At 32.4% G+C, this 21,064-nt stretch carries 18 protein-coding genes; 7 read left to right on the top strand and 11 right to left on the bottom strand.

Going from position 1 to position 21,064, the window contains the following annotated elements; all coding sequences use genetic code 11:
- Positions 1–283: 283 nt before the first annotated feature.
- The 4 genes from ACHRVL_RS01675 to ACHRVL_RS01660 all read left to right on the top strand — a co-directional run bounded on the left by ACHRVL_RS01675 (position 284) and on the right by ACHRVL_RS01660 (position 5,021).
- A complete protein-coding gene (locus ACHRVL_RS01675) occupies positions 284–2,755 on the top strand; it encodes a bifunctional UDP-N-acetylmuramoyl-tripeptide:D-alanyl-D-alanine ligase/alanine racemase (protein ID WP_395409844.1) in 2,472 nt (823 codons plus the stop codon).
- 56 nt (positions 2,756–2,811) lie between these two features.
- Positions 2,812–3,225: a large conductance mechanosensitive channel protein MscL gene (mscL, locus tag ACHRVL_RS01670; protein WP_089053808.1), complete on the top strand. Its 414-nt coding sequence runs from the start codon at positions 2,812–2,814 to the stop codon at positions 3,223–3,225.
- Positions 3,226–3,391: 166 nt separating this feature from the next.
- A complete protein-coding gene (locus ACHRVL_RS01665; protein WP_395409843.1) occupies positions 3,392–4,381 on the top strand; it encodes an aspartate-semialdehyde dehydrogenase in 990 nt (329 codons plus the stop codon).
- Positions 4,382–4,514: 133 nt separating this feature from the next.
- Positions 4,515–5,021 (top strand): SMI1/KNR4 family protein, encoded by a 507-nt coding sequence (locus tag ACHRVL_RS01660; RefSeq protein WP_395409841.1) that lies wholly within the window; start codon positions 4,515–4,517, stop codon positions 5,019–5,021.
- Positions 5,022–5,090: 69 nt separating this feature from the next.
- Here the strand turns inward: ACHRVL_RS01660 and ACHRVL_RS01655 are convergent, their stop codons facing one another.
- The 4 genes from ACHRVL_RS01655 to ACHRVL_RS01640 all read right to left on the bottom strand — a co-directional run bounded on the left by ACHRVL_RS01655 (position 5,091) and on the right by ACHRVL_RS01640 (position 7,630).
- A complete protein-coding gene (locus tag ACHRVL_RS01655; RefSeq protein ID WP_026982672.1) occupies positions 5,091–5,408 on the bottom strand; it encodes a 2Fe-2S iron-sulfur cluster-binding protein in 318 nt (105 codons plus the stop codon).
- A 59-nt stretch (positions 5,409–5,467) separates the two neighbouring features.
- Positions 5,468–5,947, bottom strand: a complete 480-nt coding sequence (locus tag ACHRVL_RS01650) for a hypothetical protein (protein ID WP_395409840.1) — start codon at positions 5,945–5,947, stop codon at positions 5,468–5,470.
- A 214-nt stretch (positions 5,948–6,161) separates the two neighbouring features.
- A complete protein-coding gene (locus tag ACHRVL_RS01645; protein WP_053469915.1) occupies positions 6,162–6,401 on the bottom strand; it encodes a NifU family protein in 240 nt (79 codons plus the stop codon).
- A 98-nt stretch (positions 6,402–6,499) separates the two neighbouring features.
- A complete protein-coding gene (locus ACHRVL_RS01640; RefSeq protein ID WP_395409838.1) occupies positions 6,500–7,630 on the bottom strand; it encodes a P-loop NTPase in 1,131 nt (376 codons plus the stop codon).
- Between the two features lie 405 nt (positions 7,631–8,035).
- Here ACHRVL_RS01640 and ACHRVL_RS01635 point away from each other — a divergent pair, with 405 nt between their 5' ends.
- On the top strand, positions 8,036–9,655 hold the full coding sequence (locus ACHRVL_RS01635) for a murein L,D-transpeptidase (protein ID WP_395409837.1): 1,620 nt from the start codon (positions 8,036–8,038) through the stop codon (positions 9,653–9,655).
- 83 nt (positions 9,656–9,738) lie between these two features.
- Here the strand turns inward: ACHRVL_RS01635 and ACHRVL_RS01630 are convergent, their stop codons facing one another.
- From ACHRVL_RS01630 to ACHRVL_RS01620, 3 genes are all read right to left on the bottom strand, one after another.
- Positions 9,739–12,165: an FtsX-like permease family protein gene (locus ACHRVL_RS01630; RefSeq protein WP_395409835.1), complete on the bottom strand. Its 2,427-nt coding sequence runs from the start codon at positions 12,163–12,165 to the stop codon at positions 9,739–9,741.
- Between the two features lie 135 nt (positions 12,166–12,300).
- Positions 12,301–13,008, bottom strand: a complete 708-nt coding sequence (locus ACHRVL_RS01625) for an ABC transporter ATP-binding protein (protein WP_395409833.1) — start codon at positions 13,006–13,008, stop codon at positions 12,301–12,303.
- A 105-nt stretch (positions 13,009–13,113) separates the two neighbouring features.
- The gene (locus ACHRVL_RS01620) at positions 13,114–14,358 is read right to left on the bottom strand and encodes an efflux RND transporter periplasmic adaptor subunit (protein WP_129022600.1); all 1,245 of its coding nucleotides are present in this window, start codon (positions 14,356–14,358) and stop codon (positions 13,114–13,116) included.
- 158 nt (positions 14,359–14,516) lie between these two features.
- Between ACHRVL_RS01620 and ACHRVL_RS01615 the strand changes: the two genes are divergently transcribed.
- Both ACHRVL_RS01615 and ACHRVL_RS01610 read left to right on the top strand, forming a co-directional pair.
- Positions 14,517–15,863, top strand: a complete 1,347-nt coding sequence (locus tag ACHRVL_RS01615; protein WP_395409831.1) for a sigma-54-dependent transcriptional regulator — start codon at positions 14,517–14,519, stop codon at positions 15,861–15,863.
- A gap of 155 nt (positions 15,864–16,018) precedes the next feature.
- On the top strand, positions 16,019–17,344 hold the full coding sequence (locus ACHRVL_RS01610; RefSeq protein ID WP_395409829.1) for a sensor histidine kinase: 1,326 nt from the start codon (positions 16,019–16,021) through the stop codon (positions 17,342–17,344).
- A 159-nt stretch (positions 17,345–17,503) separates the two neighbouring features.
- Here ACHRVL_RS01610 and ACHRVL_RS01605 read toward each other — a convergent pair whose 3' ends face one another.
- The 4 genes from ACHRVL_RS01605 to ACHRVL_RS01590 form a co-directional block, all read right to left on the bottom strand.
- On the bottom strand, positions 17,504–17,845 hold the full coding sequence (locus ACHRVL_RS01605; RefSeq protein WP_395409827.1) for an MGMT family protein: 342 nt from the start codon (positions 17,843–17,845) through the stop codon (positions 17,504–17,506).
- Positions 17,846–17,968: 123 nt separating this feature from the next.
- Positions 17,969–18,607 (bottom strand): LysE family transporter, encoded by a 639-nt coding sequence (locus ACHRVL_RS01600; RefSeq protein WP_129052868.1) that lies wholly within the window; start codon positions 18,605–18,607, stop codon positions 17,969–17,971.
- Between the two features lie 42 nt (positions 18,608–18,649).
- Positions 18,650–19,327, bottom strand: a complete 678-nt coding sequence (gene trmB, locus ACHRVL_RS01595; protein WP_089053773.1) for a tRNA (guanosine(46)-N7)-methyltransferase TrmB — start codon at positions 19,325–19,327, stop codon at positions 18,650–18,652.
- A gap of 159 nt (positions 19,328–19,486) precedes the next feature.
- On the bottom strand, positions 19,487–20,869 hold the full coding sequence (locus tag ACHRVL_RS01590; RefSeq protein WP_395409825.1) for an ammonium transporter: 1,383 nt from the start codon (positions 20,867–20,869) through the stop codon (positions 19,487–19,489).
- Between the last annotated feature and the right edge of the window lie 195 nt (positions 20,870–21,064).

Genomic DNA, 21,064 nt, shown 5'->3' with positions numbered 1-21,064 from the left:
TTGTTTTTCTAGCCTCGACTCGAGCGATAGCGAACAGGCGAAGCAATTACACTAATTTTTACTAATTATTCTATTTGCTAAATGTTTGAATAATAGCGACAGATTAATAGATTCTCACAGATTAAATCCTTTTATCCCGATAGCTATCGGGAGTAGCAAAAAAACAAACATTAATTTGTTGAAATTTGTCTAATTCGTAGCAAACTCTTTTTTGCACCTAAAAATAGATTCATGTAATTCGTGACAAACCTTTTTTTAAATTTGACAAAAAGAAATTTTCTAAATGAGCATAAATTTAAAAAGCCTTATTTCGGTTTTTAACGCCGAGTGGATAGGTTCAGATACTGATATTTTTGTTGATCATATTTCGATCGACAGCCGTTCTCTGCAAAATGGTGCAAAAACATTGTTTTTTGCTCTTTCTGGAGTCAATAATGATGCTCATCTTTATATTTCGGAACTTATTGAAAAAGGAGTTCAGAATTTTGTTGTGCAGTATATTCCAGAAAATGTAAAAGGAAAAGCCAATTTTTTAGTAGTTAGAAATACGCTCAAAGCATTTCATGAATTTGCAGCTTATTATAGAAATTTATTCGATTTTCCTGTAATCGGATTAACCGGGAGCAATGGTAAAACAATTGTCAAGGAATGGCTTAATTTTTTACTTAGTCCTGATTTTAATATTATTCGCAGTCCTAAAAGTTACAATTCTCAAGTAGGAGTTCCATTGTCGGTTATTGCAATAAACGAAAAGCATAATTTAGGCATTTTTGAAGCCGGCATTTCTACAATAAAAGAAATGGCCAATTTAGAACAAATTATTAAACCCTATATTGGCGTTTTAACCAATATAGGTTCTGCACATGATGAAGGTTTTCAAAATACTGAGCAAAAAATCAATGAGAAATTAGTGCTGTTTAAAAACACACCAGTAATTATTTATCAAAAAAATCAATTGGTAGACAAATGCTTAACTGCATTTTCTGGCGAATATCTTTTAAAAGACAGAAAGCTGTTTTCTTGGAGTTTTACAGATAAAAGTGCAGATGTTTTTATTCTAAAAAGAGAAACAAAACACGATACAACAACCATTCAATATCAATACAATAATGAGAGTTTCAATCTCGAAATTCCATTTAGTGATTCCGCTTCTGTCGAAAATGCAATTTCTTGTTTACTAGTAATGTTGCACTTTAAGTACGATTTTGCCGTTATTCAAAATCGTGTGCAAATGCTGTATCCGGTTCAAATGCGTTTAGAAGTAAAAAACGGAATTAATAACTGCAGTATTATTGATGATAGTTACAGTTCAGACTTTCAATCGCTTAAAATTGCTTTAGATTTTTTAGAAAGCCAGAAAAAAAAGAACGCCTCTAAAACCATTATTTTATCTGATATTTTTCAAAGCGGATTTTCAAATGAAGAATTATACTCAAAAGTAGCACAGCTTATTACTGATAATAAAATAAACCGTGTTATAGGTATTGGTCCAACGATTTCTTCTTTTGAAGCTAAGTTCCCAAACAGCAGAATGTTTTTAAATACTGCCTTATTTATCGAGGCTGTAGATGATTTAAATTTTACTAACGAAACCATTTTGATAAAAGGAGCAAGATCGTTTCAATTTGAAGAAATTGTTTCCCTGCTTGAAGAAAAAACACATGAAACAGTTCTTGAAATCAACTTAGATTCGATAAGTCATAACTTAAATTACTATAAATCTAAATTGGCCAACGATGTAAAAATTATGGTCATGGTAAAAGCGTTTGGTTATGGAAACGGCGGTTTAGAAATTGCAAAATTATTAGAACATCATAACACAGATTATTTAGGAGTGGCTTTCGCCGATGAAGGAATTTCGCTGAAAAACGGCGGAATAAAATTACCTATTATGGTCTTAAATCCAGAATCGACCAGTTTTCCTTCGATAATTCAATATCAATTAGAACCTGAGATTTACAGTATAAAAGGACTAAATGCCTTTTTGAAAATAGCTAGAGAAAAGAGTTTAAAAGATTATCCTATTCATATAAAATTGGATACAGGAATGCATCGTTTAGGTTTCGAGAATAATACAATCGAAGAACTGATTTCGACTTTACAAGGAAATTCAACAGTTCGTGTTCAAAGTATTTTATCGCATTTGGCAACAAGTGATGATCCAAACCACTTTGAATTTGTGGAAGAACAAATAAGTTTGTTTGATAAACTATCATCAAGATTAATGTCCGAATTAAATATAAGCCCAATTCGCCATATTTTGAATACATCTGGAATTAGTAATTTTCCAAATGCACAATATAATATGGTGCGTTTAGGAATTGGATTATATGGTGTTTCCAATGATCCGGCAGAACAGAAATATCTAGAAAATGTAGGAACATTAAAATCGATTATATCTCAGGTGCGTACCATTCCAAACGGAGACAGTGTGGGTTACGGCCGTCGATTTATGGCGAAAAAAGAAACAAAAATTGCCACAATACCAATAGGTTATGCTGATGGAATTTCGAGATTATGGGGGAATCAGGTTGGTTTTGTAACCATTAAAAATCAAAAAGCGTATATAGTAGGAAGCGTTTGTATGGATATGTTAATGGTCGATGTAAGTCATATTGAGTGTAAAGAAGGAGATTCGGTTATTATTTTCGGCGAAAGCCCTACCGTTGTTGAAATGGCAGAAGCATTAAAAACGATTCCTTACGAAATTATGACGAGCATCTCGCAACGCGTAAAAAGAGTATTTTTCAGGTAGAATATTTGTTAAAATTATTATATTTGATATTGAGTTTAATTTTAAAAATAGATACTATGGGATTTTTCGCAGATTTTAAGGCTTCTTTATTGAAAGGTGATGTGCTTAGTTTAGCTACTGCGGTAGTTATTGGGGGAGCATTTGGTAAAATTGTCGGCTCTGCTGTAGACGATATTATTATGCCTATAGTTGGTTTACTGACTGGAGGAATCGATTTCACTCAAAAATTTATTACACTTGATGGTAATAGTTATACAAATTTAGCTGCGGCAAAAGCGGCTGGCGCTGCTGTAATTACCTATGGTAATTTGGTTCAGGCAATAATTAATTTTGTAATTATTTCATTCTTTGTATTTGTTGTTTTAAGAGCTGCTGATAAAGTTAAGAAAAAAGAAGAGGTTGCGGCTGCACCTGCAGGACCAACTCAAGAAGAGTTACTTACGCAAATTAGAGATTTGCTAAAAAAATAATTCCGCTGCACTATGTCTAACTAAACCGCTCCTTAATTGGGGCGGTTTTTTTATTAAATGTTTGTTTTGTAACATTTTGTTATTTTTTGTGAAGCATATTGTTTTCGTTTTTATTATAACTATTTTTGCAGAGTAAATTTGATTAATTGATATTAAAAATATAAAAATGAGAATAGCGGTTGTAGGTGCTACCGGAATGGTTGGCGAAGTAATGCTTAAAGTTTTAGCAGAAAGAAATTTTCCTGTTACAGAATTAATTCCTGTTGCTTCTGAAAGATCAGTGGGAAAAGAAATTGACTATAAAGGAACAAAATATAAAGTTGTAGGAATGCAGACTGCTGTCGATATGAAAGCTGATATTGCTGTTTTTTCTGCAGGTGGAGATACATCTTTAGAGTGGGCTCCAAAATTTGCTGCTGCTGGAACTACGGTAATCGACAACTCATCAGCATGGAGAATGGATCCTGCTAAAAAATTAGTAGTTCCAGAAATCAATGCTTCTACATTAACTAAAGAAGATAAAATTATTGCAAATCCAAACTGTTCAACTATTCAAATGGTATTGGCTTTGGCACCTTTGCATAAAAAATACAATATTAAAAGAGTTATCGTTTCTACTTACCAATCAATCACAGGAACTGGTGTAAAAGCGGTAAAGCAATTAGAAAATGAATACGCAGGAATTCAAGGTGATATGGCATACAAATATCCAATTCACAGAAATGCAATTCCACATTGCGATAGTTTTGAAGAAAACGGATACACTAAAGAAGAAATGAAATTAGTTCGCGAAACTCAAAAAATTCTTGGAGATAATACCATCAGAGTTACAGCTACTGCAGTTCGTGTACCAGTTGTAGGCGGACATAGTGAAGCGGTAAATGTTGAGTTTACCAATGATTTTGATGTAAACGAAGTTCGTGAAATTTTACATAATACAGACGGAGTAACAGTACAAGATAATTTAGATACGTTTACTTACCCAATGCCATTATATGCAGAAGGTAAAAATGATGTATTTGTTGGAAGAATCCGTCGTGACGAAAGCCAGCCAAACACTTTAAATATGTGGATTGTTGCAGATAACTTAAGAAAAGGTGCTGCGACAAACACGATTCAAATTGCTGAATATTTAATTCAAGCTGGTTTGGTTTAATTAGAGATTAAATAAAATTGTTATAAAGAGAGAGCCGTAATTGCAGTATTGTAATTACGGTTTTTTTGTGTCAATAAATTCAGTTTCGAAGCAAAAAAGATATAATTTTAAGCTCTTAATAAATGCAATAAAAATGAATTTCGATAATTATAAGATCATACCAAATTATAAGACCAATAAAACCGATTTATTTCTAGCTTCTGAAGAAGAAACTTTGGCTTGTGAAAAAACATTAAACATTGCTTTTGATGAAGATTATAAAGAGTATGTATTAGTTTATGGAAGCGGAATTCTTGGCGGAACATACGTGCGAATATTTCTTCCAGAGACAATAATACTGACCTTACAAGAATGGAGAAACCGTATAACGGAATATTGGTTTTGGGATGAAGGCAAAGAAGTGTTGACAAAAGATCAGGTTTTAAAATCAGTTAGAATTGGAGATACTTTTGACGGCGATGAAATTATTCTTTATGAAGGCGAGTATTTTGTTTTACCACGTTACAGCGAAATGATTTATAAAGCCGGAAATACACTTGAAGAAACAATTACTTGGTTATGTTCGTCAGGAATTTTGACAGAAGCATTTCCTGAAAGAGAGTTTGAACCTTTTGATCCGAGTGATTTAGAGAACAATTAAAAAAATCCAAATTCAAAAAGGACTTAACCTTTTAGAATTTGGATTTTTAAAATATTGGATTTTTATTTTTTAGTATTCTGGAGCTAATTCTAACTCTAAACCTTCTAATTCTGTAGTAATTGGAATCTGACAACCTAAACGGCTGTTAGATTTAACATAAAATGCTTCCGAAAGCATGGCTTCTTCTTCATCTCCCATTTCTGGTAATGCAACATCATTTAGAACATAACATTGGCAGGAAGCACACATTGCCATTCCTCCGCAAGTTCCTTCAACAGGAAGTTCATATGCTTTGCATAACTCCATTATGTTCATTGCCATATCAGTTGGAGCTTGTAATTCGTGTATAACTCCTTCTCGATCTTTAATCTTTATTAATACATCCATTTTAATTGTTTGGAATTTTATGTTAGGATTTTATAACGTGAAAAAATCCCTTGTTTAAATTAACTTGTTGGTTTTGTACTAAAAGCATACTCTTTTCGAGAACCTTCCTTAAGGCGCATTTTTACACCCAAAATGTTATCGTTTTTTTCAAGAATGCTAACAATTGCAATCACTGAATAATAATCTTTATCAGATTGAAAGATTAATGTTCCTTCATAAGTTGAGTTTAAAACACCTTGTTTATCAGTTACAGCAGAGATTTTTCTTGGATGTGAAAATGATGCTGAACTATAAGTTGTTTTATTCGAAAATTTGCCTTTGCCATCTACAAAATCATACAAAAAATCAAAATTACCAACTCGTAAACTTCCAGGTTCCTCATTTGGATTGATAGAGAATACAATTTGTCCGGCATAGTTGAAATCCGACCACTCTTCTGCTTCATTTACCCAAGCTTTGTCTGCAACAACAGTTATATTTTGAGCATAATTTGCAGAAACAAAAAACAACAACACTAATAGAATGTAAAATTTCTTCATAAGTTTAAGATTTAGGGTTATGTCACAAATTTAAGTTAAAAATGTAACAATTACTTAACTAAAACCCTTAAAACTTTACATTGTTTTTTGTTAAATCATTAAAAAACTTATGTGTTTTTGCTGTTTTGTTGGTGTTTTGCTATTTTAATGGCTTACAAGGTTATTATTCTTGTTAATTTTAATTGTTCAAAAAGTACGATTGCTAACACTATGGTTACATTATATTTACTACAGTTTCAATCTGCGGTGCATATTTTTTAATCGTAGTTTCTACACCCGCTTTTAGGGTCATTTGATTTACACTGCAGCTTATGCAGGCACCTTCAAGACGAACTTTAACATGTTTATCATCATCAATAGAGATAAGTGAAATATCTCCGCCATCAGATTTTAAAAATGGCCTGATTTCGTCTAAAGCCAATAAAACATTATTTGTTAATTCTTCTGTTGTCATAATTTTATCAATTAGAAAATGTGTCAATTAGAAAATTAGATAATTTGCAGATCGCATAATGATTATCTAATTATCCAACTATCTCAATTATCTTATTATTAATTTTTCTTTACTGCAGAACAACCTGCCATTGTTGTAATTTTAATTGCTTCAGTAGCAGGAAGACTTTCGTTTCTGTTCACTACCTCTTGTACAACATTTCGAGTTATTTCTTCAAAAATAGTTTCAATTGGCGATGCAGTTTGTAATGCCGCTGGGCGTCCAAAATCTCCTGCTTCACGAATAGATTGTACAATTGGAACTTCTCCTAAGAATGGAACATTTAAATCTGCAGCAAGATTTTTTGCTCCTTCCTGACCAAAAATATAGTATTTGTTATTAGGTAATTCTTCAGGTGTAAAATAAGCCATGTTTTCAATAATTCCTAAAACAGGTACATTTATGTTGTCCTGCATGAACATCGAAACTCCTTTTTTAGCATCTGCAAGAGCAACAGCTTGCGGCGTACTTACCACAACAGCTCCAGTAATTGGTAAAGACTGCATGATTGAAAGGTGAATATCTCCAGTTCCCGGAGGTAAATCTAGAAGCATAAAATCTAATTCTCCCCAATCAGCGTCAAAAATCATTTGATTTAAAGCTTTTGCTGCCATTGGGCCTCTCCAAATTACAGCTTGACTTGGTGCAGTAAAAAATCCAATAGAAAGCATTTTGATTTCATAGCTTTCAATTGGTTTCATTTTTGATTTTCCGTCAACCGTTATCGAAATAGGTTTTTCATTTTCAACATCAAACATAATTGGCATCGAAGGACCGTAAACATCGGCATCTAAAACACCAACTTTAAAACCCATTTTTGCAAGTGTAACAGCAAGATTTGCAGTTACAGTTGATTTTCCAACGCCTCCTTTTCCAGAAGCAACGGCAATAATATTTTTAATTCCCGGAATAGCACGACCTTTAATTTCGACTTTCTCAGGAGTTTCTACTTTAATATTTACTTTAATTTTTGCATCAGCAGATATCAATTCGTGAATTGTTTTTTTAATATCGTCTTCAGCTCTTTTCTTGATATGCATCGCAGGCGTGTGCAATACTAAATCTACAACAACTTCATCGCCAAAAGTTAGTACGTTTGAAACGGCACCGCTTTCAACCATATTTTTTCCTTCTCCAGCTATAGTGATTGTTTCTAAAGCTTTAAGAATTTCTTTTCTATCTAATTTCATTTTAATGTGCTATTATGTATGGAAAGAAATCGATTTCAAATTTCTATATTTATTTAAACTGATTTCAGACTGCAAAGATAACAGATTATGTTCGGATTCAAACCCTTTTAAATTGTATTTATTGATATTGAGATTGGTCAAAATGATCAAAAATATATTTTCTAAGGCATTAAAATTCTTGAATGCTATTTATAAACTCTATTTTTTAAGGATAATGACGTCTGTAAATTCGTATAAAAATTCCTGTATTTAATCGCTGAATTGTCAATAATCTTAATTAAATTTGGGTACCCAAAATCGCAGACTTCCAAATTTAACAAAAATGCAGGAAAACTTACTTTCGAGTATTTCTGAGTTTTTGATGTTTTTTAAAATAGATTTTATAAAAATTTAAAATTTAAACAGATGCGAAACTTTACTCTCTTTTCCACAATTATTACTTTTAGTTTTTTTGTGTTTTCCATCGATTCTGCAGATGCTAAGACGAATGTGAGAAATGAAAAATCACCATTTGAAAATGTCTTTAAAATTAGTAAAGACAATAACTCAGGAACAATAAACGCTGAATCTATAAGTGGGTTTTTTAAGAAATATCCTAAACTGAAAAAATATCAAAAAGATGTTGAAGATCTCTATAAAAAAAGAGAATACAAGATGATTTGGTATGATGATAAAAGCGTCAGCGAATTTGGAGCTTTATTATACAATAAAGTAAAACTTTTGAATGAGCAGGGTGTAAAAGCGACCATGCCCTATATGCCGCTAATCGATGATGTTTTTAATGAAAACGTTACCGAGGATCTTTCTCCTACAGATACAGATCTTTTATTATCTAATATGTATGTTTTTTATGCCAGCAATGTTTATTCTGGAGTCGATCCGCAGACTTTGAAAAAAATAGGATGGTATCTGCCTGCAAAATCCATTTCGTATGATAAAATTTTAGATTCGTTAATGGGAGATCCTGACCGTTTAAATAAAGATGAATATCTTTTGTTTAGTCAGTATTACAAACTACAAAGCGTTTTAAAAAGATATCGAAATATTGAAAAAAATAATCTTTGGAAAAAAATAGATATCGATGCAGCGACTTACAAAGATTTAAAACCTTTTGACAGTGGTACAGTTGTTAAACAAATAAGAGAGCGTTTGTTTGTTGTTGGAGATTTAGCGCGAGATTCGAAAAGCAGTTTGTACGATGAAGAAATGATGGCCGGTGTTTTAAAGTATAAAAAGAGATACGGTTTAAAATTGAATTACGCTTTTACAAAAGATCATATTGATCAATTGAATGAGCCAATTGCGAACCGAATCAGAACGATTATGCTGAACATGGAAAGATGCAGATGGATTCCGACTGATTTAGCAAAAGCAAGTGAATATGTAATGGTGAACATTCCGTCGTTTAGATTGATTTATGTAAAAAACGGAAAATATGATTTAGTTTCAGATGTTTTTGTGGGTACAAGAATGACCGAAACGGTAATTTTTAGCGGTAATATTGATAGAATCGTGTTTAGTCCCTATTGGTATGTGCCGGCAAGCATCATAAAAAATGAGTTGAAACTAAAAATGGCCGAAGATAAAAATTATCTCGCTGATCATAATATGGAGTGGAATGGCGGTAATGTGAGACAAAAGCCGGGTCCTAAAAACTCGCTGGGGTTGGTTAAGTTCATGTTTCCAAATCCAAATGATATTTACCTGCATGATACGCCGGCAAAAAGCTTGTTTGAGTTTGAAAAACGTATTTTCAGCCACGGATGTATTAATGTAAAAGAAGCTAAGGAACTTGCTCTGCACATGTTGAAAGATGATCCTGACTGGCCTGTTGATAAAATCAATAGTGCAATGAGTGGTGAAAAAGAAACGCCTTGTATGCTGAAAAAGAAAATACCAATTTATATAGGTTATTTTACCGCGTGGGTAACGGATGATGGTGAAATTGGTTTTTACCCAGATGTGTACGATAGAGATAAGAGTTTGGATAAGTTACTATATTCTAACGATGCCGTTTTACAGTAAAAAAATGTATTCCCAAATACTATAAAAAAACACCCTTCAGGTCTATATCTGAAGGGTGTTTTTAAAAAAAATGGTCTACAAGATTATTCGTATTTTAAATATTTTAGAACATCTATTTTGGTTACCTGATAGGCTTTTGCCAAAACAATAGTTAATGTCAGTGTAAGCAATGAAACAAGTGCAATGCTAAACGGAATTGGAGAGATATTGATTCTAAAAGCAAAATCTTCAAGCCATTTTTGCAGTAAAATGTAAGCTGGAATAATCCCAATTACAAATCCCATTAAGCAATAAATAAAATATTGTTTTGACAGCTCTTTCAATAAAACATCAGTTTCTGCACCAAGCGTTTTTCTAATTGCAATTTCTTTCAATCTTCTCTCCATCGAAAATGATGCCAAAGCAAACAATCCGAAGATGGCAATTATAATTACAACAAGATTTAGGATAAAAAATAAATCTTTTTGTTTAACTTGTTCTTCATATGTTTTAGCAAATCCTTTGTTTACAAATTCATAATCAAATGGATAGTCGGGATTTATATTTGCCTCCCAATAGGTTTTTAATTTGTCCAATGTTTCACTTAAATTATTTGGAGAAACTTTTACATAGACATTTTGAAAGTTATACCACTTTAAAGTTTTTGTATTTATAAAAATCATTGGCGGTACCTTATTTTGTAATCCTGTAATATGAAAATCTTTTACAACACCAACGATCTTGAACTTTAAAGTTCCTTGTCCATTCGACCACCCTGAAGTGATAACAGTATTTATAGGATTCTTAAGTCCTAAGTCTTTTACCAAGGTTTCATTAACAAGCCAGTTGCTGATCGTGTCTGAAGCAAATTTTGGAGATAAATTTCGCCCTTGAACAACTTTAATCTTCATCATTTCTAAAAAGCCAAAATCCATTTCAACATTTCGAGGCTGTACAAAAATACCATTATGCGTAAAACCAGAACTTGAATTAGTGCTGTTTCCAAAAGTACCTGCAAAAGTAGAAACCTCTTGAACTCCTGATAGTTTAAGTATTTCTTGCTTTGTAGTGGCATATTTCTGGCCTTTTGTTTCATAATTTTGGTAATTGAAAGGAATTCGAAGTATTTGATCGCCTTTAAAACCAAGGTCTTTATTCATCATAAAATCAACTTGAGAATTTACAATTAAAGCACCGATAATAAAAAACGTTGCAATACCAAATTGAAAAATAAGCATCGAATTTCGAATCCATATTCCATTTTTACTTCTTGAAAAATTACCTTTTAGCACTTTTAAAGTTTCAAAATTTGAGATATAAACAGCAGGAAAAATACCAGCAAGAATGAGTACTAATCCAAAAATAAAAAGAAGCTGCAAGTAAAATTCACCGCCATTCATAGTCAAATTTTTTCTTAAAAAAGAGTTGTAATACGGAAGAGAAAGTTCAACAATTGCTAAAGCAAATAAAATAGAAAGCGTTACAATTATTGCGGTTTCAAATATAAATTGTGCAATAATCTGTTTTTTTGAAGCTCCCACAATTTTGCGAACACCAACTTCTTTAGCACGTTTTATGGCAGAAGCAGTTGCTAGATTTATATAATTTACCAATGATAAAACCAAAATTAAAATGGACAAACCAGCCATGATGTAAATAAGCTGTAAGTTTCCTTTTCCTTCAGGAGAAGCAGATCCTGACGTTTTTGTACCATGTAAGCGCAAAGTTTTCAGCTGATCAAGAATATTCTTTATCTCGCCATTTTCTTTAACAAATTGCTCGGGAGTTTGACCTACTTTTTTTGCCTCTTTTAAAATTATGTTTACATAATTTACATCACGCATTTTCTTTAAAACGACATTAATATCAACATTCTTTTTGGTCTTAATCATTAAACCATAGCTGAAATTCCCCCAGCTGTTAAGGTCATATTCACGAACAATACCGCTAAAAACATAGTTTGGTTCAATAGAAGACGGAGTTACAATGCGATAAACAGATTTTACGATATAGGCTTGATCATTGTATGTAATAGGTTTTCCGATAGGATCTTCATCTTTAAAAAGAAGTTTAGCTTGTCCTTCAGAAATAGCAACACTATTTTTTTCCTTTAGAATATTTTTTTTAGCACCTTTTATGATTGGAAAGGGGAAAAAATCGAAAAAATTATTATCAGATACCGTTATTTTTTTATCAATTATTTTTTTATTCTGATATTTTAAAACAGCCTCATCATACCAGTCGTTTAAGAAACAAATTTGTTCAATTTCAGGAATTGTTGCCTTACAGGTTTGTCCAAAAGGAATTGTATTTGTTCCCCAGATATCGCCGGTTGATCCTATTTTATTTAGAACTTTATATACATTTTCTTTTTCAGGATTCCATTGATCGTATGCGTGCTCATTATTCCAATATAAAATGGCAAAAATTACGCTGGCAATTCCGATGCTCAATCCTAAAACATTTAAAAACGAAAACAGTTTGTTTTGTTTTAAATGATAAATAAATATTTTAAACCAATTAAAAATCATGGTATCTATTTTATAGTTATGTTAGTTATTTTTTGGTAAAAGGCAGAATCAGCCTTTTAAAGAAGTGTGAAAATTTCGCATACAAATCCCACCAGGACTACGATTGCGGTAATAACAAAGTTTATCATCTTGAATTTATTTAGCGTCCATAAAAACATCCACATTTCTCTGATTTAACTTTTCAGAGAATATAACACCATCTTTCATATGAATTGTTCTTTGCGAAAAAGAAGCATCATAATCAGAGTGAGTAACCATCAAAATTGTAGCACCTTTAGCATGCAGATCAGTTAAAAGTTCCATAACCTCATTACCATTTTTACTGTCCAAATTTCCTGTAGGCTCATCCGCCAAAATAATTTTCGGATCATTTACTAAAGCTCTTGCAACTGCAACCCTTTGCTGCTGTCCGCCGGAAAGCTGCTGCGGAAAATGTTTTAAACGATGTGAGATATTTAATTTTTCTGCAATTACTTCAATTTTTTGTTTTCTATCAGCCGCTTTTACGTTGTTGTAAAGCAACGGCAGTTCAATATTATCATAAACAGAAAGTTCATCGATTAAGTTGAAATTTTGAAAAATGAATCCAATATTTTCCTTACGAACTTGTGCTCTTCCTTTTTCTTTTAAACCAATCATTTCCTGATCTAACAATTTATAACTGCCGCCGTCAGCACTGTCTAGAAGTCCGATAATATTTAATAAAGTTGATTTTCCACAGCCCGAAGGTCCCATAATGGTTAAAAAATCTCCTTTTTTAATTTCTACATTTATACCGCTCAAAGCAGCAGTTTCAACGTCTTCGGTTCTAAATACTTTGGTTAAATTTTGTATTGTTATCATATTTTTTGGTGTTAAATGTTTTTAAAAATGTTTTTTGATTGATGATTGAAACTTCTATAATTATTTTAATTGTAAGTGATTAATAGCAAAATGATAAGATTGAGTTTACTTTGATTGAATCGACAATTCCTCAATATCCTTGTAATCTGTATACGATGAGGTAATCACAGATTCGCCTTCGTTTAGTCCGCTCAAGACTTCATAATAAGAAGGATTTTCTCTACCTAGTTTTATATTTCTTCTTTCCGCTTTATTTCCTTTTACGACAAAGATCCATTTACCAGCAGTCTCTTGATTAAAAGCTCCTTTAGGAATTACCATTGTCTTATTTTTTTCAGACAAAATCAGTTTTACACCAAAGCTTAAACCATCTTGCAAGGCAATATTTTCTTTAGATGTAAAAGCCAGTTCAGCACTAAAATGTCCGCTTTTTACTTCTGGAATTACTTTAGTTACCAGAACTTCAAGAGTTTTTCCTTTAAATTCGACCTGACCTTTTAAACCTTCTCTAATTTTTTCAAGATAAAACTCATCAATTTCAGCCGTCAGTTTATACCCTTTTTTCGAATCAATTTTTCCAATGCTTGCACCAGCCTGAAATGTTTTTCCTAAAACAGGCTCAAACGAAGTCAGTCGACCAGTCTCTGGAGCAGTAATCAAGAAATTCTTTTTGTTGTTTCTTAAAATATCCAAACTTTTTTCCATCGTTTGAATCGAGCGGTTAATTTGAGAAATCTGCAATTGATTAGATTGCTTTTCTTTTTGAATACTCTGCTGAATTGTTTTTTTTCTTTCTTGTTGAAAACGTAAGCTTTCTTTAAAAGTATTCCAATCATTTTTAGAAATAACTTCCTTTTCAAACAACTTAGAGTTCATGTCATATAATCTTTTTGCATCATTGTAATCATGTTCGATCAAGACTAAATCTTTAGTCAAATTCAATTCCTGATTTCTAATGTTCAATTTTCCCGTATTCAAATTATTAATCTGCTCAATAATTGCAGTTTCCTGCGTTAAGTAATTAAGTTCAGTATTTGGGTTGTATAAACGAGCCAGCGATTGCCCTTTTGTAACCATTGCGCCATTCTCGACAAAAATCTCTTTTACAGATCCTCCTTCAGTAACATTTACAAGCATTACATTTAGAGGTTCAACCTTTGCCTGAAAAACAACAAAATCTTCAAAAAAAGCTTTTTCAACTTTTTGAATCGAAAGTTCTTCTGCTTTTACATTTAAACTTCTTTTTGAATTGAAAGAAAAAAAGACAATTGTGCCCAAAGCTAAAAAAACTGCAATTGCTATTGTCAGATGTCTAAATTTTCTATTTTTACGAGGAATTACCGTGTCCATTTTTTAAATAATTTACTGATAATCAATAGGTAAATACTGTGCCATAAAATTTATTATTTGTAAAGCATTGATTTTAAAGAAGCTTAAAAAAGTCACCCTAAAAGCGAGTGTTCGATAATGAACAGTTGACCGTTCAAAATCGGACAAAAAAAGACAGCATGAGAAAAAAGCAAGCCCAAATATTAATTGTTGACGATCAGGAGGAAATTCTTTTTTCGGCCAAAATGATTCTGAAAAAACATTTTGAAACGATTTTTACAACAAACAGCCCAAAGAAAATCTTTTCGATTTTGAATGAAAATGAAATTAATGTTGTTTTGCTCGACATGAATTACAGAATTGGTTTTGAAGATGGACGAGAAGGAATTCATTGGCTTAAAGAAATCAAAACATTTTCGCCGCAAACAGTTGTGATTTTAATGACTGCTTTTGGGAAAATTGATACAGCAGTTGAGGGCATTAAAATTGGTGCTTTTGATTATGTTTTGAAACCTTGGCATAACGAAAAACTGCTGGAAACTATTGATAAAGCGGTTTCAGAGAGCAGAAAAAACAGCAAAAAGCCACTCGTAGAAAAAACTGAAAAACGTTATTTTATAGGTACTTCTCAAAAAATAAAACAAGCCTATTCTATTGCCGAAAAAGTAGCCAGAACAGATGTAAATGTCTTGATTTTAGGCGAAAACGGAACAGGGAAATATGTTTTTGCCGAGTATATTCATCAAAATTCCGAACGTAAAAAAGAAGCCTTTGTTCATGTTGATTTAGGTTCTTTGAGCGATAATTTGTTCGAAAGTGAACTTTTTGGATATGCAAAAGGCGCTTTTACAGATGCAAAAACCGACACCGCCGGTAGATTTGAAATGGCGCAAAACGGCACCATTTTTTTAGATGAAATAGGAAATATTCCGCTTCATCTGCAATCAAAACTATTGCATGTACTTCAAACCAAAACCGTTACTCGTTTAGGCGAAAGTAAAGCAAGACCTTTAAATGTGAGAATTATTTCGGCTACAAATAATGATATTAAAGCCGAAGTAAAAAACAAAACCTTTAGAGAAGATTTGCTGTATCGTATTAATACTATGGAAATAAATCTGCCTTCTCTTCGTGAACGAAAAGAAGATATTGTTCCGATGGCGCATTTTGTTTTAGATCAGATTGCGGCAAAATACAATCAAGAAAACTGGCATTTTGAAGAAAATGCGGCTGTATATTTAGAGAAATATCCCTGGAAAGGAAATGTTCGTGAAATGGAAAATAAAATTGAGCGCGCTTTAATTTTAGCCGATAACAATACCATTTCGGTACATGATCTGGATATTTTAGATTTTGAAGAAACTCCAGAAAATGAAGAAACTCCATTGTCTGAAATGGAGAAAACAGCTATCGAAAAAGCCCTTTTTAAGCATCATGGAAATATCAGTAAAACAGCCGAAGAACTTGGATTGTCAAGAGCGGCATTGTATAGAAGAATTGAAAAATATGATTTAAAGAATACTTAAAAACAATGTAGATTTTACCGCAATGCACACAAAGTGTTTTCTTTCTTTGATAGTTTTGCTAAGTTCGCAAAGCTGTTGTGGTGGACTTTGCGTAAACCTTTGCGCCCTTTGCGGTTAAATTTTAAACAGCATTTAAGGATAAAAAAATAAAAACAATGAAAAACTGGAAATTTCATAATGCCTTTTTTATACGAGTTTTGTTCGTAATGATCCTCTTTTTCTTTTGTTTTTTTCTAATCTATAAAATGTTTTATTTCAATGCAATTTTAGTTGGTTCTTTTGCTCTGATAATGCTTGCCGAAATGTATTTTTATGTAAAAAGTAAATTGCAGTTTTACGACAGAACACTGCTGTCGATTCTGCAAGATGATTTTTCTACAAACTTTCCTGAAGAGAATAAAAGAGACAATTTTAAAAGTTTGTATGCTTTGTATGAAGCTCTAAAATCAAGGCATCAGGAACAAACTTCAAAAGAACTTATTTATCAGTCCTTATTAAATAACATTGATACTGCCGCTGTAATTCTCGAAAAAGAAGATGAGGATTGGAAGATTTTTTTGATGAATGACTGTTTTTCTCGTTTATTTAAAGTTCCAAAAGTTAGTCATTGGAAATATCTTAAAAATTATCTGCCATCGCTTTGTTACGAAATTGAGAAAAAAGAATTCAGCGAATTAAAATCGGCTGTTTCAATTAAAATCGAAGATCAGGATTTGCAGACTTTTATACTGCAGACTTCGAGAACTCAAACGTATAAAAAAGAGTATTTTATCATTTTATTAGATAGTATTCAACGTGTTATCGAGAAAAAGGAAAAAGAAGCGTGGATTAATTTAATGAAAATTATTTCGCATGAATTAATGAATTCTTTAACGCCTATTCGTGCACTTTCGCAAAATTTACTTCAAATTGTAGATCAGGAAAAACTGGAAGAAGATGATTTTGAAGATATAAAAAGCAGCATTTCGACCATTATAAATAGAAGTGATCATTTGCAGGATTTTGTAGAAAGTTACCGTAAACTTGCCATGCTGCCAACTCCGGTGAAAGAAATGACGCAGATTAATGCTCTTTTTGACGATTGCCTGCGGGTAATGAATCCTATTTTAAAAAGCGAAAACATTCAGCTGATAAATGAAATTAATAGTTCTCGTTCTATTTTGATTGATAAAAATCAGATGGAACAGGTAATCATAAATTTGATAACTAATAGTATTTATGCTCTGAAAAAAAGAAGTGAAAAGAAATTGTTTTTGTCAAGTTATACAGAAAATAACCGTTTTTTTATCATAATTTCAGATAACGGAAAAGGAATTGATCCAGAAATTCAAGACAAAATATTTCTTCCTTTTTTCACCACTAGAAAAGACGGCGCTGGAATTGGGTTAACACTTTCAAAAAATATTATTGAAGCTCACGGCGGTTATTTAAGCTATCAGACAGACGAAGATAAAACAAGCTTTGTGATTTGTTTGATTTAGTTTTTTTGAACCATATAAGTGATGTAAGTTCATTTAAAAAGTATGCGATTTCCTGTCGTTAACCAATTTTGGAAAAGCTTAAAATCAAGAGCATAAGGAACTTTAGTTTTACACTAAATAACCACAAGGATTGTCATATAGTATTGAGCCCAGTTCAAATTAACTTATATCACTTATGGTAGAAATTTCAGGAGTCCAAAAATGTTTTTCGAAATCTACAATTTGATTGTTCACCACTTTTATTCCTTCGTTTTCTAAAAGCTGCTGCATTAAATTTGTTCCGTCAAAATGATGTTTTCCTGTCAAAAGCCCTTTTTGGTTAACGACTCTGTGTGCAGGAACATCGTCCATATTATGACAGGCGTTCATTGCCCAGCCAACCATTCGCGCGGAGCGGGCAGTTCCTAAAGCTTTTGCAATTGCACCATATGAAGTTACTTTTCCAAACGGAATTTGTCTGGCGATTACATAAACTCTTTCGAAAAAATTTTCCTCAGCCATAAATTAAGTTTTTTTGCCACTGATTATAAGGATTAAATAGATTTATCTGCCTGATTTGCAAAATCTGCAAGAAAAATATTTAACCACAAAGTAAAAAAATCATTTTAATCTGTGGTTGTAAAATTATCCGAAATAATAGTTCAAAATATTAAAAAGCGTTGCAATGGCAACTAAACCCGTAATGCTTCCAATAATAGTATTCATGTTTCGCATTAAGTAATCTGTTTTCTTTTCAATTCTTCCAAAGAATGCAATGTAGCTGTACAAAACAGCAAACGAACCTAAAACAGAACCAAGGACAAAAGTAAAAATGGTGTTGTTTTCGAATGCAAAAAGATGATAAGAAGCCAGTGTTACACTTACCAAAACATAATACGGAATAGGAAAGAAGTTTAAACCAGAAAGAAGCATTCCGAGAAAGAAGCGGCTTTTTTTACTGCTTTTTTTAATCTTTGATTTCTTTTTGCTTTGAGGTTCTTTGGCAATAAATAAAAAATAAATGGTTAAGATTGAAAAAATAACAAAACCAACTTCACGCAGTAAGGTTACAACATCTGGGCGATTATCTATAACACGAGCAAATAAAACGGCAACGTAAACCTGAAAAAAAATAACTAAAACAGCACCAATTACAAACCATAAGGCATTCTTTTTCCCCTCTTTCAAGTTTATTTTAGCAGCCGTCATATTGATTAAACCTGGCGGAATAATTCCAATTGCAGCGGCAATAAAACCTGAAAGTAATGGAGTGAATAATGCCATTCAGTTGTTTTAGTAGGTTAAAAAAGAGGTTTCAAAATTAAATTAGTCTTTAATTTTGAAACGAATATACGTAATTGCCTTGTTAATTTCTAAATATTGTTTTTCATAAAAAGTCTGAAAAGCAGTAACTTCCTCTGGGCTTCCTTCGTTTTTGTATACATTATGATTTGCGTACAAAACCTCGTGTCCTTCACCATGAAGTAATCCAAGTGTATAACCGTGCATAAATTCGCTGTCGGTTTTAAGATTCACGACACCGTCTTTTTTAAGGATTTTTTTGTACAATTTCAAGAACTCAGAATTCGTCATTCTGTGTTTTGTTCTTTTGTATTTGATTTGCGGATCTGGAAAAGTAATCCAGATTTCATCAACTTCGTTTTCTGCAAAAATATGATTGATTAATTCGATTTGAGTTCGAATAAATGCCACATTGTGAAGACCGGTTTCAACAGCAGTTTTTGCACCACGCCAGAAACGAGCGCCTTTTATGTCAATACCAATAAAATTTTTGTTAGGATATTTTTCAGCTAATCCAACAGAGTATTCACCTTTTCCGCATCCCAATTCTAAAACTAAAGGATTATCATTTTTAAAGAAATCAGAATTCCATTTTCCTCTTAAAGGCATTAAATTGCCTACAACTTCTTCTCTAGTTGGTTGAAAAACGTTTTGAAATGTTTCGTTTTCTCTGAATCTTTTTAGTTTATTTTTACTTCCCACTTTACAAAAATTTTCCGCAAAATTAAGGAATATAAACGAATGAAAATAGCGGAATTAGGTTTAAAAGTTTTCCGCCACGAATTCACGAATTATTTTAAAAAGAAAATTAGTGAATTGCTTCGCCAATTCGTTGTCGCTCGGGGCGTGGCGAAAAAAAAATTACCCGTAATGAGGTTCTGTAATTGGCTGTGCTTTCGGATCAAGTGATTCATCATGTTGTGATAAATCCAATCCCATATGTTCCGATTCCTCAGAAACTCTTAACGGAATAATGAAATTGGTTACTTTAAACAAGAAATAAGCTCCAAAGAAAGTAAATATAGAAACCAAAACAAGTGCCATCATATGATGCGCAAATACATTCCAGCCTCCGTGCAGCAAGCTTGCATCTTTACCGTGTGCAAAAATTGCAGTTAAAATCATTCCCATAATTCCACCAACACCATGACAGGCAAAAACATCAAGCGTATCATCAAATTTTTTCGAAAAACGGCAATTTACAGCAGAGTTTGAAACCAAAGCAGTCACAAATCCAAAAAACATACTTTCTGGAACCGATACAAATCCTGCGGCAGGCGTTATGGCAACAAGACCTACAACTGCGCCAATACAGGCACCAAGTGCCGAAACTTTTCTTCCGTTCATTCGATCAAAGAAAATCCAAGTTAACATTGCTGCGGCAGATGAAGTAGTTGTGGTTGCAAAAGCCATAGCAGCAGTTCCATTTGCAGCAAGTGCAGAACCAGCGTTGAAACCAAACCAGCCAAACCATAACATTCCAGTTCCTAGTAATACAAACGGAATATTGGTTGGTATATGCTGACTGTTTTTTCTTTTCCCTAAAACAATAACACCAGCAAGTGCGGCAAAACCAGAACTCATATGAACGACAGTTCCGCCGGCGAAATCTTTTACGCCAAAATAACTTCCTAAAATACCTGTAGGATACCAAACAGAGTGGCATAAAGGTGCGTAAATGAAAATAGTAAATAAGCTGATGAAAAGTAAATACGAGATAAAACGAACACGCTCTGCAAATGAACCTGTAATAATAGCCGGAGCAATAATGGCAAATTTCATTTGAAACAAGGCAAAAAGCATAAACGGAATTGTATTGGCTAATTGTTTATGAGGTAAAACGCCTACATAATCCATAAAAGTAAAAGTAGTTGGATTACCAAAGAAACTGTAAAAATGATCGCCTGAACTAAAGCCAACAGGATCTCCAAAAGCTAAACTAAAAGCGACAACAACCCATAAAAGTGTTACAACTCCTAAGCAGATAAAACTTTGAAGCATAGTCGAAATGACATTTTTCTTGCCTACCATTCCGCCATAAAAAAAAGATAATCCCGGTGTCATGATTAAAACCAAACAACATGAGGTAAGCATCCAGGCAACATCGGCAGGTACAATATGTTCTGTTGTGCCAAATTCAGATAAAACATAACTGTTTTCAGTAACAGTTGGCCAAAATGCACCCGTAATGCAAATAATACTTATAATAATAAAGGAAATGATCCAGCGTTTTTCTATTTTCATTTTTCAAATACTTTATTGAACCCTATTTTTTTTGGGGTCAAAGTTAAAAAAAAATAAATATTTAGATTTTGAGGGCTGTTAAAATAGTGGTCGTGTTTTGATTTTAGTTAATTTTGTAAAATTTGAGTTCTTTTTTTAAGACTACTTTATTTTGACGTTATAAATTATGCTCTAAATTGTCAATTGTATTATAAT

The sequence above is a fragment of the Flavobacterium sp. FlaQc-28 genome (genome assembly GCF_044007415.1).
In the GTDB taxonomy this organism is placed as follows: domain Bacteria; phylum Bacteroidota; class Bacteroidia; order Flavobacteriales; family Flavobacteriaceae; genus Flavobacterium.
The sequence above is the reverse complement of the archived record's forward strand: the minus strand, read 5'-3'. Positions and strand labels throughout refer to the sequence as shown.

What these genes read in the sequence shown, in the direction of transcription:
- ACHRVL_RS01675 (WP_395409844.1), top strand. Translation starts at nt 284, where the DNA reads ATGAGCATAAATTTAAAAAGCCTTATTTCGGTTTTTAACGCCGAGTGG.
- mscL (WP_089053808.1), top strand. Translation starts at nt 2,812, where the DNA reads ATGGGATTTTTCGCAGATTTTAAGGCTTCTTTATTGAAAGGTGATGTG.
- ACHRVL_RS01665 (WP_395409843.1), top strand. Translation starts at nt 3,392, where the DNA reads ATGAGAATAGCGGTTGTAGGTGCTACCGGAATGGTTGGCGAAGTAATG.
- ACHRVL_RS01660 (WP_395409841.1), top strand. Translation starts at nt 4,515, where the DNA reads ATGAATTTCGATAATTATAAGATCATACCAAATTATAAGACCAATAAA.
- ACHRVL_RS01655 (WP_026982672.1), bottom strand. Translation starts at nt 5,408, where the DNA reads ATGGATGTATTAATAAAGATTAAAGATCGAGAAGGAGTTATACACGAA.
- ACHRVL_RS01650 (WP_395409840.1), bottom strand. Translation starts at nt 5,947, where the DNA reads ATGAAGAAATTTTACATTCTATTAGTGTTGTTGTTTTTTGTTTCTGCA.
- ACHRVL_RS01645 (WP_053469915.1), bottom strand. Translation starts at nt 6,401, where the DNA reads ATGACAACAGAAGAATTAACAAATAATGTTTTATTGGCTTTAGACGAA.
- ACHRVL_RS01640 (WP_395409838.1), bottom strand. Translation starts at nt 7,630, where the DNA reads ATGAAATTAGATAGAAAAGAAATTCTTAAAGCTTTAGAAACAATCACT.
- ACHRVL_RS01635 (WP_395409837.1), top strand. Translation starts at nt 8,036, where the DNA reads ATGCGAAACTTTACTCTCTTTTCCACAATTATTACTTTTAGTTTTTTT.
- ACHRVL_RS01630 (WP_395409835.1), bottom strand. Translation starts at nt 12,165, where the DNA reads ATGATTTTTAATTGGTTTAAAATATTTATTTATCATTTAAAACAAAAC.
- ACHRVL_RS01625 (WP_395409833.1), bottom strand. Translation starts at nt 13,008, where the DNA reads ATGATAACAATACAAAATTTAACCAAAGTATTTAGAACCGAAGACGTT.
- ACHRVL_RS01620 (WP_129022600.1), bottom strand. Translation starts at nt 14,358, where the DNA reads ATGGACACGGTAATTCCTCGTAAAAATAGAAAATTTAGACATCTGACA.
- ACHRVL_RS01615 (WP_395409831.1), top strand. Translation starts at nt 14,517, where the DNA reads ATGAGAAAAAAGCAAGCCCAAATATTAATTGTTGACGATCAGGAGGAA.
- ACHRVL_RS01610 (WP_395409829.1), top strand. Translation starts at nt 16,019, where the DNA reads ATGAAAAACTGGAAATTTCATAATGCCTTTTTTATACGAGTTTTGTTC.
- ACHRVL_RS01605 (WP_395409827.1), bottom strand. Translation starts at nt 17,845, where the DNA reads ATGGCTGAGGAAAATTTTTTCGAAAGAGTTTATGTAATCGCCAGACAA.
- ACHRVL_RS01600 (WP_129052868.1), bottom strand. Translation starts at nt 18,607, where the DNA reads ATGGCATTATTCACTCCATTACTTTCAGGTTTTATTGCCGCTGCAATT.
- ACHRVL_RS01590 (WP_395409825.1), bottom strand. Translation starts at nt 20,869, where the DNA reads ATGAAAATAGAAAAACGCTGGATCATTTCCTTTATTATTATAAGTATT.